The sequence below is a fragment of the Butyrivibrio sp. INlla16 genome (genome assembly GCF_900104155.1).
In the GTDB taxonomy this organism is placed as follows: domain Bacteria; phylum Bacillota; class Clostridia; order Lachnospirales; family Lachnospiraceae; genus Butyrivibrio.
This window is the reverse complement of sequence record NZ_FMYB01000007.1, coordinates 81,454-96,791: the sequence shown is the minus strand read 5'-3', so window position 1 is coordinate 96,791 and position 15,338 is coordinate 81,454. Positions and strand designations below refer to the sequence as shown.

12 protein-coding genes and 1 riboswitch are annotated in these 15,338 nt (G+C 42.6%); all 12 genes read left to right on the top strand.

Annotated features, from left to right (window positions below):
* Positions 1–64: 64 nt before the first annotated feature.
* Positions 65–294, top strand: a riboswitch (cobalamin riboswitch).
* 701 nt (positions 295–995) lie between these two features.
* The 12 genes from BLR42_RS05335 (at position 996) to BLR42_RS05280 (ending at position 15,261) form a co-directional block, all read left to right on the top strand.
* Complete coding sequence (locus tag BLR42_RS05335) at positions 996–2,141, top strand: sirohydrochlorin cobaltochelatase (RefSeq protein WP_242879212.1); 1,146 nt, start codon at positions 996–998, stop codon at positions 2,139–2,141.
* A 6-nt stretch (positions 2,142–2,147) separates the two neighbouring features.
* Positions 2,148–3,671 carry an ABC transporter substrate-binding protein gene (locus tag BLR42_RS05330; protein ID WP_091867230.1) on the top strand — a complete coding sequence of 508 codons (1,524 nt, stop codon included), beginning with the start codon at positions 2,148–2,150 and terminating at the stop codon, positions 3,669–3,671.
* Positions 3,672–3,683: 12 nt separating this feature from the next.
* Complete coding sequence (locus BLR42_RS05325; protein ID WP_091867228.1) at positions 3,684–5,201, top strand: cobyric acid synthase; 1,518 nt, start codon at positions 3,684–3,686, stop codon at positions 5,199–5,201.
* On the top strand, positions 5,201–5,836 hold the full coding sequence (locus BLR42_RS05320) for a precorrin-8X methylmutase (RefSeq protein ID WP_091867226.1): 636 nt from the start codon (positions 5,201–5,203) through the stop codon (positions 5,834–5,836). Before BLR42_RS05325 ends, BLR42_RS05320 begins: the two co-directional genes overlap by 1 nt.
* 84 nt (positions 5,837–5,920) lie before the next feature.
* Positions 5,921–7,072 carry a cobalt-precorrin-5B (C(1))-methyltransferase CbiD gene (cbiD, locus tag BLR42_RS05315; protein WP_242879203.1) on the top strand — a complete coding sequence of 384 codons (1,152 nt, stop codon included), beginning with the start codon at positions 5,921–5,923 and terminating at the stop codon, positions 7,070–7,072.
* Positions 7,073–7,196: 124 nt separating this feature from the next.
* Positions 7,197–7,958: a precorrin-4 C(11)-methyltransferase gene (gene cobM / locus BLR42_RS05310; RefSeq protein ID WP_091867222.1), complete on the top strand. Its 762-nt coding sequence runs from the start codon at positions 7,197–7,199 to the stop codon at positions 7,956–7,958.
* On the top strand, positions 7,951–8,973 hold the full coding sequence (locus tag BLR42_RS05305) for a FecCD family ABC transporter permease (RefSeq protein ID WP_091867220.1): 1,023 nt from the start codon (positions 7,951–7,953) through the stop codon (positions 8,971–8,973). The genes cobM and BLR42_RS05305 overlap by 8 nt, the downstream gene beginning before the upstream one ends.
* Entirely contained in the window at positions 8,963–9,988 is a 1,026-nt protein-coding gene (locus BLR42_RS05300; RefSeq protein WP_091867218.1) for an ATP-binding cassette domain-containing protein, read from the top strand. Before BLR42_RS05305 ends, BLR42_RS05300 begins: the two co-directional genes overlap by 11 nt.
* Positions 9,975–11,024 (top strand): cobalt-precorrin 5A hydrolase, encoded by a 1,050-nt coding sequence (locus BLR42_RS05295; RefSeq protein WP_091867216.1) that lies wholly within the window; start codon positions 9,975–9,977, stop codon positions 11,022–11,024. Before BLR42_RS05300 ends, BLR42_RS05295 begins: the two co-directional genes overlap by 14 nt.
* A 31-nt stretch (positions 11,025–11,055) precedes the next feature.
* Entirely contained in the window at positions 11,056–11,793 is a 738-nt protein-coding gene (cobJ, locus tag BLR42_RS05290; protein WP_091867214.1) for a precorrin-3B C(17)-methyltransferase, read from the top strand.
* A complete protein-coding gene (gene cobK / locus BLR42_RS05285) occupies positions 11,783–13,873 on the top strand; it encodes a precorrin-6A reductase (protein WP_091867212.1) in 2,091 nt (696 codons plus the stop codon). The genes cobJ and cobK overlap by 11 nt, the downstream gene beginning before the upstream one ends.
* On the top strand, positions 13,873–15,261 hold the full coding sequence (locus BLR42_RS05280; RefSeq protein WP_091867210.1) for a cobyrinate a,c-diamide synthase: 1,389 nt from the start codon (positions 13,873–13,875) through the stop codon (positions 15,259–15,261). Before cobK ends, BLR42_RS05280 begins: the two co-directional genes overlap by 1 nt.
* Positions 15,262–15,338 lie beyond the last annotated feature (77 nt).

The following is a 15,338-nucleotide window of genomic DNA, read 5'->3' as shown; positions in this document are numbered from 1 at the left end:
TGGCGGTCCCCCATTTTATTAGAGTTTGAGCAGATCATATAAGTGTGCTATTATATGTGAATGTAAATTGAATAAGACGGAAGGTGCTTGCGGGCGTTAGGCTGCGCAAGTGAAAAGGGAAGCGGGTGTGAATCCCGCACGATCTCGTCACCGTGTTTTGAGAGCTTTTTCTAATATGTCACTGGAGTGATCCGGGAAGGCAGAAAAAGCGCAGCAGCGAAAATCTTATCAGTTAATAGATAACAACTGCGGAATCAATCAGCCGGGAGACCTGCCTGTCGTCGTACAAGGATATGAAAGATATTATTTCATATCAGGTCACGAGGAATTGACCGTACGAAGCCTGTAGGTAAATGCAATGCATTTGCTTATATTTTGTGCGCAAATTAGTCCTCGCTTCGGTGAGGACTTTTTAATTGTAAAGGAGAACAATTATGAAAAAAAGAACACTCGCAGTCATTCTGGCTGCAATGATGGTCGCATCTGCTATGGCAGGCTGCGATTCCAAGGAAACGGAGGAAGCAGTAAACGAAGTTGCAAGTGCAGGTGAGGAAGCTGTAAATGAGGCAGCTGCAGAAGCTTCAGATGAAGTACAGGAAGCGGCTACAGAAGCTGCTGAAGAAGTGCAGGAAGCAGCAGAGGAAGTACTTGAAGAAGTAAAAGAGGAAGTAGGAGAGTCTTCTGACAGTGCTCTTGAAGATGGAACTTACAGCGCTAAGTTTACAACGGACGGTTCTATGTTCCATATTAATGAAGCACTTGATGATAGAGGGACACTCAAGGTAGAAAACGGTGAGATGACAATTCATATTACACTTCCTTCTCAGAACATTGTTAATCTGTTCCCCGGAACAGCTGAGGATGCACAAAAGGATGGAGCAGTTCTTCTTGAGCCCACAACAGACAGCGTTACCTACGAAGATGGAACAACAGAAGAGGTTTACGGTTTTGACGTACCCGTTCCTGCAATTGATGAGCCCTTCCAGCTTGCACTCATCGGAACAAAGGGTAAGTGGTATGACCATGAGGTAACAGTATCTGATGTTCAGAGTGAAGATGCAGAAGCAGGAGACGACAAAGTGGCGGCAGACAAAGTAGCAGAGCTTATTGATTCAATATATGTACAGACTTGGAGTGAGGAGACAGACTCTCTTTGCGAGGAAGCTAAGAAAGCGTGGGATGCCCTTACTGATGAGCAGAAGGAAATGGTAGAGGGTGAAGACGCTGATCCCGATTACTTCGGAAGAGATACAGGCGATGCTTCCAAGGACGATCCACTCAATGGTGATGATATCGGCGATAATGAGCTCTTGGTAGTCAGCTTTGGTACCTCCTTCAATGACAGCAGAGCCGAGGATATCGGTGGTATAGAAAAAGCACTGGCAAAGGCATATCCCGACTGGTCAGTAAGACGTGCCTTCACAGCACAGATCATCATCAACCACGTTAACGCAAGGGACGGCGAAAAGATTGATAACATGGAACAGGCTATGCAGAGAGCTGTAGACAACGGAGTTAAAAATCTCGTAGTACAGCCTACACATCTTATGCATGGCGCCGAGTATGATGAGCTCACCGAGGTGGTTGAATCCTATAAGGATAAATTCGAATCGGCTGCTATTGCTGAGCCTCTTCTTGGCGAAGTAGGAAAAGATGCAACCGAGATAAATGAAGATAAAGAAGCCGTAGCTAAGGCTATTACTTCAGAAGCTGTGAAGACAGCCGGCTTTGACAGCCTTGATGCAGCAAAAGAAGATGGCACAGCCTTTGTATTTATGGGACATGGCACATCACATACAGCTAAGGTTACCTATAGCCAGATGCAGACACAGATGGATAAACTTGGCTATGAGAACGTTTTCATCGGAACTGTTGAAGGTGAGCCTGAAGAGACTGCATTAACAGAAGTTATTAATAAGGTTAAGGAAAATGGTTACAAGAAGGTAATTCTTCGTCCTCTTATGGTTGTTGCAGGTGATCATGCAAATAATGACATGGCAGGTGACGACGAGGATTCATGGAAGAGCGGCTTCGAAGCAGACGGCTCTTTTGAGAGCATTGATTGTCAGATTGCAGGACTTGGTGGTATTGCAGATGTTCAGAGTATTTACGTCGAGCATACAGGAGCGGTGATTAAATAATCTTTTATGAAAAAGCAGCGGGAATTTATTTCATTAGTTAAATATACAATGCTGTTCCTGCTGATCGCGGTAATTATGGCAGGATGCGGTAGTATTTCCGATGGGGAATATACCGCATCCGTTACTTTATCGGGAGGCAGCGGAAAGGCGCACATTGATAGTCCGTGTAGGATTACAGTTAACGGAGGAAAAGCGACCGCGGATATCACCTGGAGTAGTAGCAATTATGATTACATGATAGTGAATGGCAAGACTTATTATCCGGTTAATACTGAAGGGAATTCTGAGTTTATAATTCCCGTGGTTCTTGAAAAGGACATGCAGATTCAGGCGGATACCGTGGCAATGAGCAAGCCCCATCTTATAGATTATATAATCAGATTCTCTATTACGAAGCAGAATGAGTCATTGTATAATGCTTCAGATGTGAAGAACGAAATCGAAGCATCAAACGGGAGCGTTGGTGGCAATAATATCAGTAAGGCTCCTGAATTGAACGGACCGGATTACATATCTACTGATGAAAACAGCTTTGCGAAGAATTTTACAATTCACAGATACAGTGATGACTTCGCTGTAATAAGTGTCGATGATGGCAGGAACTATCTTATAGTTCCGGAGAATAAGGAATATTCAGATGATTCAGGTGATGATGTAATCATCTTAAAAAAACCGATGGACAGAATATATCTTGCGGCATCAGGAGTTATGTGCCAGTTTGATGCAATATCATCCGTGCAGGATATCTACCTTTCCGGTATAGATAAGGATGACTGGTACATTGAATCTGCCAGGAAAGCCATGGACGAAGGAACGCTTATCTATGGCGGCAAATACAGCGCACCGGATTATGAACGAATGGTTGCGGATGACATTAATCTTGCTATTGAGAATACAATGATACTTCATGTTCCAAAGGTTCAGGAAAAGATAGAACAGCTTGGCATACCGGTTTTCATAGACAGGTCGAGCTATGAGAATGATCCTCTCGGACGGTGCGAGTGGGTGAAGGTTTACGGACTAATCGCGGGAAAAGAGAAGGAAGCATTGGATGCTTTTGAAGAGCAGAAAAAACTTGTAGAGGCCTTAAACGAATTTGAGAACACCGAAAAAACGGTGGTAATCTTTTCGGTTAATTCCAACCATCAGATTGTCACAAGGAAAAAGAATGACTATTTTTCAAAAATGGTAGAGATAGCCGGAGGAAAGTACCTGGCTCCAAGTACCGAGGATGACGAAAAGGCAAATTCCCAGGTGACAATAAGTACTGAAAGCTTTTATGCTTATGCTGAAAACGCTGACATTCTTATTTATAACACCTCCATAGAAGAGGTTCCGCAGTCACTGCAAAGCCTCATGGATACAGATCCAACCTTTGCAAGTTTCAAAGCTTTTAATGATGGAACTGTATTCTACACAGATAAATCCTTGTACCAATATGCCGACAAAACCGGCACTATAATCGACAACTTAAATAAAATTATAACGAATCAAGAAACCGACACGGAATTCTTCCATAAACTAAACTAAACGAGGGGTAGCATGGCCAAGAACCTAATGATCCAGGGCACTATGTCCGGAGCAGGAAAAAGCATACTTACAGCAGGAATCCTGAGAGTTTTATATCAGGACGGCTTTAGTGTTGCGCCTTTTAAATCCCAGAATATGGCGCTAAATTCCTTCGTCACAATAGATGGTAAGGAAATTGGAAGAGCCCAGGCTCTTCAGGCTGCTGCGTCTTGCAAAAGTCCTTCTGCGGATATGAATCCCATATTACTTAAACCCATGGGGGATACAACCTCTCAGATAATTGTGAACGGAGTTCCCTATGGGAACATGAAGGCCGCTGAGTATTTTCGGAAAAAGACGCAGTTTATTCCTGATATAAAGGCGGCATACGAGAAACTATCCTCTGAAAATGACATAATAGTTATTGAAGGAGCGGGAAGTCCTGTTGAGATAAATCTTAGAGAAAACGACATCGTTAATATGGGACTTGCGCAGATTCTTGATGCTCCGGTTTTACTTGCGGGAAATATTGATCCCGGAGGCGTTTTTGCACAGCTCCTTGGCACAGTTCAGCTTATGCCGCCCGAGGAACAGAGCAGAATTAAAGGGCTGATAATAAACAAATTCAGAGGGGATGTTTCATTACTGGAGCCGGGGTTAACCATGTTTTCTAAATACTGCGACATTCCGTTTGCAGGAATAGTTCCGTTTGTCCCGCTTGACCTCGATGAGGAAGACAGCGTCTCGGAGAGACTTAAGATTTCGAAAAGAAAGAGTGATGATGAGAGCAAGATATGTATCTACGTGATAAGGCTTCCTTTTATAAGTAATTACACAGATTTCTCAGTGTTTGAAGACCTGCCGGAAGTAAGTCTTATATATGCAAATTCTCCGGAGGATATTGATGACTGTGACCTTGTGATCATACCCGGAACGAAAAATACATTGGCTGATCTTAGATGGTTAAAAGAGTCAGGTCTTGCAAATAAGATTATTGAAAAGCATAACGATGGCGCTCCGATAATCGGAATTTGCGGTGGATTTCAGATGCTTGGAAAATGCGTCAGGGACATCTCAGGTGAAGAAGGAGGAGGCGATGAGGAAGGACTTGGACTTCTTCCGATTTTCACTGAATTCAAAAAAGACAAAACTTTAAGGCAGACTAAATCTAAAATAGGAAAACTAAGCGGAATATTTGAAAGACTTTCAGGAACAGATATTTCCGGATATGAGATTCACATGGGTGAAAGTTTTATAGATGATTTATCTCCAAATTCCGCGGATGAAAATAAAGCCGTCATAGATGAGCATACTCCGGTTACAACAGGTAAAAATGCGCTTGGAACCTACATCCACGGTATTTTTGATACTCCTGAATTTGGTGAAAAAATACTTGAAATTCTATATGAGAAAAAAGGAATTACTGCTAAAGTTCCGAATATTGAACCCGCTGATGTCAGACAGAATAGGGAACTAAACAGGCTTGCTGATGCTTTGAGAGAAAGCCTTGACTGGAAGCTTATATATAATGCAATCGGGATAAACAGATAATGAATATTAAACATATACTTCCTTCTGACATTGAGAAGGAGAGTTTTAGAATAATAAAAAGTGAACTGGAAGAAACAGGGAGAAAACTTCCCGAAGAGCTGGAACCTACAATAATTCGGGTGATTCATACTACCGCAGATTTTGAGTATGCTGAAACCCTTATGTTTTCATATAATGTTATTGAAAAAGCAAAGGACGCCATAAGGAGAGGTGCGCATATTGTCACAGATACAAACATGGCGCTGTCCGGAATAAGTAAGAAGACTCTTGCAAAGTATGGCGGTGAATTACACTGTTTTATGGCTGACGAAGAGGTGGCTATTGAAGCAAAACAAAGACAGGTTACCAGAGCCTATGTAAGTATGGAAAAGGCAGCGAAGATAGACGCGCCTTTGATATTTGCGATTGGCAACGCTCCAACGGCCCTTGTTAAGCTGTGGGAGCTAATGAATGCTGAAACAGCAAATTTCAGACCGGAACTGATAATAGGCGTTCCCGTAGGCTTTGTTAATGTTGTTGAAGCCAAGGAACTTATTATAAACTCCAATGTTCCATTTATTGTTAACAGAGGAAGGAAGGGCGGCAGCGGCGTCGCCGCCGCAATCTGCAACTCTATCTTATATAACATAAATTAAAGCCTTTCCCTTTGGGGGCGCTCGACGTCCGGGGGACGTCGGTTCAGCGCGGACCGAAGCGGAGCGTAGACAAGGTGGCACGAAGTGCCGGATGAGGGGACCATGCCTGACCTATATATTGAAAAAGCCGGAAAAAATTTAAGATGCGGATTCACCACCGGAAGCTGCGCTGCCGCGGCCTCTAAGGCAGCCCTCATTATGCTTCTCACAAACAAAGAAATAAATAATGTAAGTATAAGGACACCTAAGGGCCCGGTCTATACCGCAGAAATACTTGATATAGAAAGATCTGAAAAAAGCGTATCCTGCGCCGTTGTAAAGGATGGTGGCGATGACCCTGATGTTACAACGGGAGCGCTTATTTATTCAAAAGTGACTCTTACAGGCGAAGCAGGAATAACTATCGACGGCGGCGAAGGAGTAGGAAGAGTTACAAAACCAGGGCTTGATCAAAAAATCGGCGAGGCTGCAATAAATTCCGTACCAAGGAAAATGATTAGAGAAAATCTGGAAAGTACCCTGGAAGAATACGGACTTAAAGATACAGGACTATCTGTAATAATAAGGGTTCCTAAAGGTGCTGAGCTCGCTCAGAAAACCTTCAATCCTAAACTGGGAATAACCGGCGGAATATCAATTCTTGGCACCACGGGAATAGTGGAGCCTATGAGTGATGATGCAATTATAGAAACCATCAAGGTTGAAACCAGAGTAAGAAAAGCAGAAGGATATCCTATACTGCTTGCAGCCCCGGGAAATTACGGACTATCGTTTCTTGAAGAAAAGTACGGAATTGATAAGTCTCTTCCCGTAATGAGTTCCAACTTTGTTTATGATACAGTTCGCATCGTTCTTGATGAAGGCTTTGAAAAGCTTATATTTGCAGGCCATATCGGTAAACTTGTAAAGGTCGCAGGAGGAATTAAAAATACTCATTCCAAGTACGGCGACCACAGGATGGAGATACTTGCTGATATTTCAAGGAAATACATGAACCTCGATAAAGAACTTTCAGAGTGTGTCATGACCGATGAAGCAGTAAGGATCATTACTCAGGCCGGTATAGCAGACAAAGTATTTCCCGAGATGGCTGGAAGAATAAAAGAGAACATGGAAGCCTGGGCTGATAACAGAATCCAGGTCGAGGTGATCGTTTTTTCAAACAAAAACACGGAGCTTGTCCAAACAGACAATTTTAAAGATTTATTAAACGCCTTCCCCTTTGGGAATATATAATGCCTTCCCCCTCTGGGGGCGCTCGACGTCCGGGGGACGTCGGTTCAGCGCGGACCGAAGCGGAGCGAAGACAGGTGGCACGAAGTGCCGGATGAGTGGATTTATAAATAAGCATGGAGGTAACATGGTTCATTTTGTAGGCGCAGGCCCGGGAGCACCGGATCTTATAACCCTACGGGGTAAAAAATTTATAGAGGAAGCCGATGTAATTATTTATGCCGGATCACTTGTAAACCCGCAGCTTTTAAACTATGCGAAGAAAGGCTGCGAGATACATGACAGCAGCAAATTGAATCTCGAAGAAGTAATAGATATTTTCAAGAATGCTGAAAATAATTCGCTGGATGTCGTTAGGCTACATACCGGCGACCCATCAATTTACGGCGCAATCAGAGAACAGATGGATGAACTTGAAAAGCTTCATATTGATTATGATGTTACTCCGGGTGTCAGCTCTTTTTGCGGTGCTGCAGCAGCCCTTAATATGGAATACACACTTCCCGGAATTACCCAGAGTGTGATCATAACGAGGATGGATGGCAGGACACCGGTACCTGAGAAGGAATCTATTGAGGAACTCTCAAAGCACGGTGCAACAATGGTATTTTTCCTATCCTCAGGTGATGCAGGAAGACTGCAGGAAAGACTTATAAAAAGCGGAGTTTCAAATGACACTCCCTGCGGCGTCGTCTATAAGGCAACCTGGGAGGATGAAGATAAATTCACATGTTCGCTTAAGGAACTGCCGGATAAGATGAACGAACATGGAATAAGAAAGACAGCACTTATTATTGTAGGAAAATCAGTTGCGCAGTCGGGCTACGAAAAGTCCAGATTATATGCTGCGGATTTTTCGACAGAGTATCGAAAGGGTATAGATGCATAAAAGGACAAACAGCCGTATTGCTGCAGTATTTGTGATTTTATTTATTCTTGTACTTGCAGCTTTTCTGGTAAATCTTTGTGTGGGAAATGTTCACGTAGACTTACGAACTATCGCACAAATTATTTTTACCGGAGGCGGTGATGAAAAAAGCAAAAACATAATAATGGATATCAGACTTCCAAGAGCACTTATGACGATGATTCTGGGAGGCGGTCTGGCTGTTTCGGGTTTCCTTTTGCAGACTTATTTTTCAAATCCGATTGCGGGCCCTTATATTCTCGGAATCTCCTCAGGCGCCAAGATGACGGTTGCACTGTTTCTTATTTTTGTAGTAGGAAACACAGGAAAGACATCCTCACTGCTTCTTGTAATTGCGGCATTTGCCGGGGCTCTCATAGCTACCGGTTTTATTATTCTGATATCGAGAAATGTAAAGAACATGGCATCGCTACTTGCTGCCGGCATAATGATCGGATATATCTGCAGCGCGATTACAGATTTTCTCATTGCCTTTGCGGATGATTCGGATATCGTAAATCTTCACAGCTGGTCGCAGGGAAGCTTTTCCGGAGCAAACATGAATGGTGCAATATACTGCCTTGTAATAGTTGGTATATCCATGTTTTTTGTAATGCTGCTTTCGAAAAGTCTTGATGCCTTCAGGCTTGGCGAGAATTATGCAAGAAGTGTGGGAGTCAATGTAAGACTTTGCAGGGTGGTGATAATCCTCTTATCAAGCATATTGTCGGCATGCGTTACAGCTTTTGCGGGGCCCGTTTCGTTTATCGGAATCGCTGTTCCGTTTTTGATGAGAGAGTCCTTGAAGTCGTCAAAACCAATAGTTCTGATACCTGCATCGTTCTTGTCGGGATCGATCTTTTGCCTATTAAGTGACTTATTGGCAAGAAGAATATTCGCGCCAACAGAGCTCAACATTTCTGCGGTTACTTCACTTTTCGGAGCGCCAATAGTTATTTTTATGATAATCAGGAGACATAGAAATCATGAAAATTGAAAACCTGAAAGCGGGATATCATAAAAATATAATAGTGAAAGACCTTAATATCGGGGTTGAAAAAGGAGAGATCATTTCGCTGATAGGTCCTAACGGAGGCGGAAAGTCAACTCTGTTAAAGAGTATCTCGGGCCAGATAAAGCTCCTCGGTGGAAGTGTTTTTATTGGTGAGGATGCAATTGACAGGATTCCTTTAAAAGAACTTTCGAGGAAAATGTCTATTGTAACCACCGATAGAATAAAGCCGGAACATATGACCTGCAGAGATGTGGTTTTATCCGGAAGACTTCCCTACAGCGACAGTTTCGGTCTATATAGTGATACGGATTATTCGGCTGCTGATAAATCAATGACGTTAATGAAAATTGATGGCCTTAAAGAAAAGTATTACAACGCATTAAGCGACGGTCAGAAACAAAGGGCACTTATAGCAAGAGCAATATGTCAGGAGCCGGAGTATCTCATCATGGATGAACCGACTTCTTATCTTGATATAAAGCATAAGATGGAGCTGATGAATGTACTTGAAGGACTTTCGGATCAAGGCACAACAATAATAATGTCACTCCATGAACCGCAGCTTGCACTGCAGATATCAGACAGAATCCTTATGGTTAAAAGCGATGGGCGTGGGGAGTGTTCTTCGCCGACAGAGGTGCTTGAAAGAGGGGCTTTAAAGGAGCTTTACGGACTTACGGATGAGATGTATAAGTCAGTAAAAATGCAGCTCGAATGTACATTGCCGGGCAATGAGACTGAAGATAATACTGTACGTCATTCGAGTTATTTCATAAACAAAGAGTGCGAGTATTATCCATGTCATGATCTTGATGAAAAAGATTTCAACTGTATGTTTTGCTATTGCCCTTTATATGACATGGAGGATTGCGGCGGAGAATTCACCTATACCGATAAGGGCGCTAAGAACTGTAAAAATTGTACGTTTCCTCATAAGAGAGAAAACTACGGCGCTGTAATAAAAAAACTCAAGGAAAAAATGTATGGAAAGCATTGAGGTTTCTGAATATAAATTCATATGTTTTACCGATGCCGGAAAAAGAATCATGCAGGAAATTGCAGAAAAGCTTTCGGGCGCTGAAACAAGAGAAAGGCAGATTAACAAGGAATTAAGCCTTGGTGAATGGACAGAGAGTGTTTTTCAAAAGGGTAATATTCTGATATACATCGGGGCAGTCGGCATTGCTGTGAGAGCTATTGCGCCATTCGTAGATGATAAAACTAAGGACCCAGGAGTCATCGTGATTGATGAACAGGGCAAGTATGTAATTCCGATATTATCAGGACATATCGGAGGGGCAGTTGATGCGTCAAGAAGGCTTGCGGAGCTTATCGGAGCGAAGGCGGTTATAACCACAGCCTCTGACCTTAGGGGAGAATTTTCCGTGGACGTCTTTGCTACTAAGAACGGCATGGCCATAAGTGATATAAAGATGGCAAAGGAGTTTACAGCAGATTTTCTTAGATTAGGAAAAGCTTTTTACAGCATTGATGAAAGGTTCGAAGATGAAATACATGTGAACGGAATTCCTGAGAATATCAAATTTACAAGGAAAACAGAAAGCCCACAGTTTTTCATATCTCCTCAAAAAGCATCAGAAAATTCCGGTGATAATAAAGAACCACTCATATTGATTCCCAAATGCATCGCTGCGGGGATTGGATGCAGGAAAGGAAAATCTTCCGATGAACTTAGCGCGTTTTTAATGAGCATGCTTGAAACGGAAAACATAGATATCAGAGCTATAAAAGCGATATGTTCAATAGATATAAAGAAGGATGAACCGGGGCTGGTGGAACTATCGAAAAATCTTGCGATACCTTTCATAACGTATTCTTCGACTGAATTGATGGAACAACAAGGAGATTTTTCATCATCTGAGTTTGCACTTGAAGTGACCGGGGCTGATAATGTCTGCGAGCGCGCGGTTATGGCCTACGGATGTAAGAGGCTGATTCTTAAAAAGACTGCCAGAGACGGTATGACACTTGCCCTCGGCATAATGGATACATTTTTGAATTATACGAATTAGTGAATTTGAATTTTATGGGAGAATTACCTGAATGACTAAGGAATTAAAGATTGTCGGGATTGGCCCCGGAAGTTATGAAGATATGACGATAAGGGCTACGCGGGCTTTGACGGAGTGTGACTGCATAATCGGCTATACGGTATATTGCGATCTCGTGCAACCTCATTTCCCTGACAAAGAATACATAAGCACGCCAATGATGACTGAAGAAAAGCGCGTGAGGATGGCTATTGAAAAGGCGAATGAGGGTGGCAAGGTTGCACTTATATGCAGCGGAGATGCAGGCGTCTACGGTATGGCAGGACTTGCGGTTTCCATGGCTTTGGAGTTTAGCGATGTATCACTTGAGGTTATTCCCGGAGTAACGGCAGCTCTTAGCGGTGCTGCGCTCCTTGGAGCACCGCTTATCCACGACTTTTGCCTTATCAGTTTAAGTGATAGGCTAACACCTATGGAACTTATAGAAAAAAGGCTAAGATCTGCTGCTCAGGCCGATATGGTAATTGTTTTATACAATCCGGAGAGTAAGAGCCGGAGCGGATATTTATCTCATGCCTGCGATATTTTGCTTGAGACTGTGGCCCATGACAGGATTTGCGGCATAGTGAAAAATATTGGCCGTGATGGTGAAGTGAAAAAAGTAATGACGATATCAGAACTTAAATCTGCAGATGCGGATATGTTTTCAACAGTTTTTATCGGCAACTCAACGACGAAGAAGATTGAAGATTTGATGGTAACTTCAAGAGGATATAAGAGTGAAGGATAAGATACTTTTATTTGGCGGAACTACAGAAGGAAGAGAGCTGTCGAATTATTTGCGAAGCGAGGATATCCCTCATGCCGTCAGCGTTGCAACCCAGTATGGAGAAGAGATACTGCGTGAAAACGGTGAGGACAGTCTTATTGTGGGAAGGAAAAATGCAGAGGATATTGAGAAGCTCATTGCGAAAGATTCCTATAATATTGTTGTGGATGCGACACATCCCTTTGCTACGATTGCTTCAGGAGAGATTAAAAAAGCCTGCGAAAATGCAGGGGTTACATATTTGAGACTTTCGAGAAATACCGGAACAAATGCATCCGGATCGGCATATATTTTATATGTGGATTCTCTTGATAAAGCACTTGAAGTACTGCGAGAGGAAAATGGCAATATACTTCTTTTGACCGGTAGTAAGGAATTAAATAAGATCTGCGAAAGCATAGACGATATTTCACGAATATATGCGAGAGTCCTTCCAAATGAGGATAGTATCTCCAAGTGTACGGCAGCCGGACTTTCGGGCAAACAGATAATTGCGATGCAGGGACCTTTTTCAAAAACTATGAACAAAGCTCTTTTTGAAGAAGTACATGCCTCGGTAATACTTACGAAGGAAAGTGGGAAGACAGGCGGCCTTGACGAAAAGCTTGAAGCTGCAGTGGAGTGCAATATAAAAGCTGTTGTAATAAAGAATCCTGAAAGTAAGAATGAAGCGGAAGATTGCTACGATCTTGAGGGTATTATCGGTGAAATAAGCCGGATTATAGGGATAGAAAATCCTGATTTAAAAGCTCAGTATGCTTTGACTGAAAGTAGTTCGTTAAATAAAAATACAATAGTTCTTGCCGGAGTAGGACCCGGTGATCCTGAGTATTTTACGCTTGAATTAAATGATGCACTTGAAAGGGCAGACATCATTTTTGGCGCAAAGACAGTAATTTCAAGGCTTGAGAAAAATGATTGCCCTAAAGTCCCTGTTTACAGAGGGGAGGAAATACACGAATATCTTAAGGCTCATCCTGAATTCAAATGTCCGGTCGTGGCTTATTCAGGTGACATAAGTCTTTGCAGCGGAGCTTCTTCATCGACTGAATTTTTTGCTGAACATGGCTATGATCTTCATCGCATAGTGGGAATATCTTCTGTAACTCTTTTTGCTAAGAAGCTTGGACTGCACCTTGAGAATGTCAGAATAGTCAGCGCTCATGGCCGCGAGTGCAATGTCCTTGGAACAATTCGAGGGGAAGAGGAACTTATTATTTTGCCTTCCGGAGTAGAACATGCAGCTGAAATATGCAGAGGAATCCTTAATGAGGCTTTTCTTTGGGGAGATAATAGCCGGAACAGATATGTCATAAAGATAGGCTATAAGCTTGGGTCAGAGAACGAGCAGATAATTGAGATTTTAGATGAGGCTGATTTGGACTCTTTGGAAGGACTTGAAAAGGGTAAGTGCCTCCTCTATATACGAGATAAAAAAGCAGCCGATTCTTCGGTCATAAAAGGACTTTCCGATGATGAGATTATTCGGGGGAAAGTACCGATGACGAAGGAAGAGATAAGAGCTCTTTCGATGAGAAAGCTGGCACTTACAAAAAAAGCAATCCTTTATGATGTCGGGGCAGGGACAGGTTCGATATCGCTTGAAGCAGCTTTGACAGCACCGGGGATAAAAGTTTATTCCATAGAGAAAAAGGATGAGGCGGTTTCTCTTTTAAAAGAAAATAAAGAGAAATTTGCGCTTTCAAATATGGAAATAGTAAAGGGTGAAGCGCCTTTGGCATTAACAGAGCTTCATGCTCCGACGCATGCATTTATAGGCGGAAGCAGCGGCAACATGAGGGAGATTCTGGATGCTGTTTTTGAGAAAAATGAGTATGCCAGAATTGTAATAAACTGTGTAACTCTGGAAACCTTTTCGGAAGTAATTCAAATACTTGAGGAGTTAAAGGGGCGTGTCCGGGATATAAGTGCGGACATTATTCAGGTACAAGTTACAAGGTTTAAGAAGGCAGGGAACTATCATCTGTCTGATGCACTTAATCCTGTGTATATTATTACGCTCCAAAAGGAGAGAAGCTGATGAGCCATGACTTAGATCTTCCAAGAATTCTTATAAGTGCGCCTAAAAGCGGAAGCGGTAAGACTCTGATTACCTGTGCGATTTTAAGGCTGCTTGAAAGAAAAGGTTATAAACCCGCATCCTTTAAATGTGGTCCGGACTATATCGATCCCATGTTTCATAAAACCGTGCTTGGTATTCCTTCCAGAAATATAGATCTTTTTCTCATGGAGGAAGAAGGGATAATCAGAGCACTTTGCAAAGGTTCGGAAGGACATGACATCAGTATTATCGAAGGGGTAATGGGCTATTTTGATGGAATGAGTGCAACCTCGGCGAAGGGATCATCTTACGACATCAGCAGAATTACCGATACTCCTGCGATTCTGGTGGTAGACTGCAAGGGTATGAGCAGATCGATTCTTCCGATGGTTAAGGGATTTTGTGATTATTGTTTAAATGATGTAGCCGGAGATAGCAATATTGGAATTAGCTCAAATAATATAAAAGGCTTTTTTCTTAACAATATTTCTGATCATTTATGCGATGAGATTTCCGAGTTGATTCTGCGGGAAACCGGTGTACCTGTTATAGGACACCTTCCGGATCTTAAGGATATAGAAATAGGAAGCAGATATCTTGGACTTGTGATGCCTTCAGAGATTCCTGGAATACTCTCTCAGATATATCGTGTATGTGATGCGCTTGAAGAGCGGTTTGATTTTGATGCTTTTATGAAAATAGCGCGGGAAGCTGAAGCTTTGAAAATTAGTCCTGAGGAGAATTATGGGACTAAACCAAATACACCTATCAGAGTCGGCGTCGCAATGGATGAAGCCTTCTGTTTTTACTATGAAGACAACTTTGATCTCCTCCGCGAGATGGGAGCTGAGATTGTGTCCTTTTCACCTATTCATGGTAAGGAACTCCCTGAGGTTTCAAGATTGATCCTTGGAGGAGGCTATCCTGAATTGTATGCAAAGGAACTCTCAGAAAACAGAACCATTAAAGAGAGTATAAAAAAAGCTGCAATTTCCGGAATGCCTATACTTGCTGAATGCGGCGGGTTTTTGTACCTGAAAAGCAGTCTAAGAGACCTTGATGGTAACAATTTTGAAATGGCAGATGTCCTTCCCGGAGAAGCATACATGACAGGTAAGCTAACGCATTTTGGATATGTGAACGTATCTGCTGTAAGCGCCAATCCCTATCTTGAAGTGGGAAGTACAGTTCGCGGCCATGAATATCATTATTATGATACGACTGATAACGGAGATATCTGCGACATCGTAAAGCCTTCCGGAACCCGTTCATGGAAAGGCTACCAGACAATGAACAACGTTTTTGCAGGATTCGCACACCTTTACTATCCTTCCTGCAAAGACTTTATAAGGAAATTCCTATATTAAAAACTATCCCCCTTGGAGGACATATAGCCTTCCCCCACTGGGGGAAGGTGTCTGCGCAGCAGACGGATGAGGGGATC

Excerpts from the sequence above, each read along its gene's own strand:
- BLR42_RS05330 (WP_091867230.1), top strand. The coding sequence starts at position 2,148 with ATGAAAAAGCAGCGGGAATTTATTTCATTAGTTAAATATACAATGCTG.
- BLR42_RS05325 (WP_091867228.1), top strand. The coding sequence starts at position 3,684 with ATGGCCAAGAACCTAATGATCCAGGGCACTATGTCCGGAGCAGGAAAA.
- BLR42_RS05320 (WP_091867226.1), top strand. The coding sequence starts at position 5,201 with ATGAATATTAAACATATACTTCCTTCTGACATTGAGAAGGAGAGTTTT.
- cobM (WP_091867222.1), top strand. The coding sequence starts at position 7,197 with ATGGTTCATTTTGTAGGCGCAGGCCCGGGAGCACCGGATCTTATAACC.
- BLR42_RS05305 (WP_091867220.1), top strand. The coding sequence starts at position 7,951 with ATGCATAAAAGGACAAACAGCCGTATTGCTGCAGTATTTGTGATTTTA.
- BLR42_RS05300 (WP_091867218.1), top strand. The coding sequence starts at position 8,963 with ATGAAAATTGAAAACCTGAAAGCGGGATATCATAAAAATATAATAGTG.
- BLR42_RS05295 (WP_091867216.1), top strand. The coding sequence starts at position 9,975 with ATGGAAAGCATTGAGGTTTCTGAATATAAATTCATATGTTTTACCGAT.
- cobJ (WP_091867214.1), top strand. The coding sequence starts at position 11,056 with ATGACTAAGGAATTAAAGATTGTCGGGATTGGCCCCGGAAGTTATGAA.
- BLR42_RS05280 (WP_091867210.1), top strand. The coding sequence starts at position 13,873 with ATGAGCCATGACTTAGATCTTCCAAGAATTCTTATAAGTGCGCCTAAA.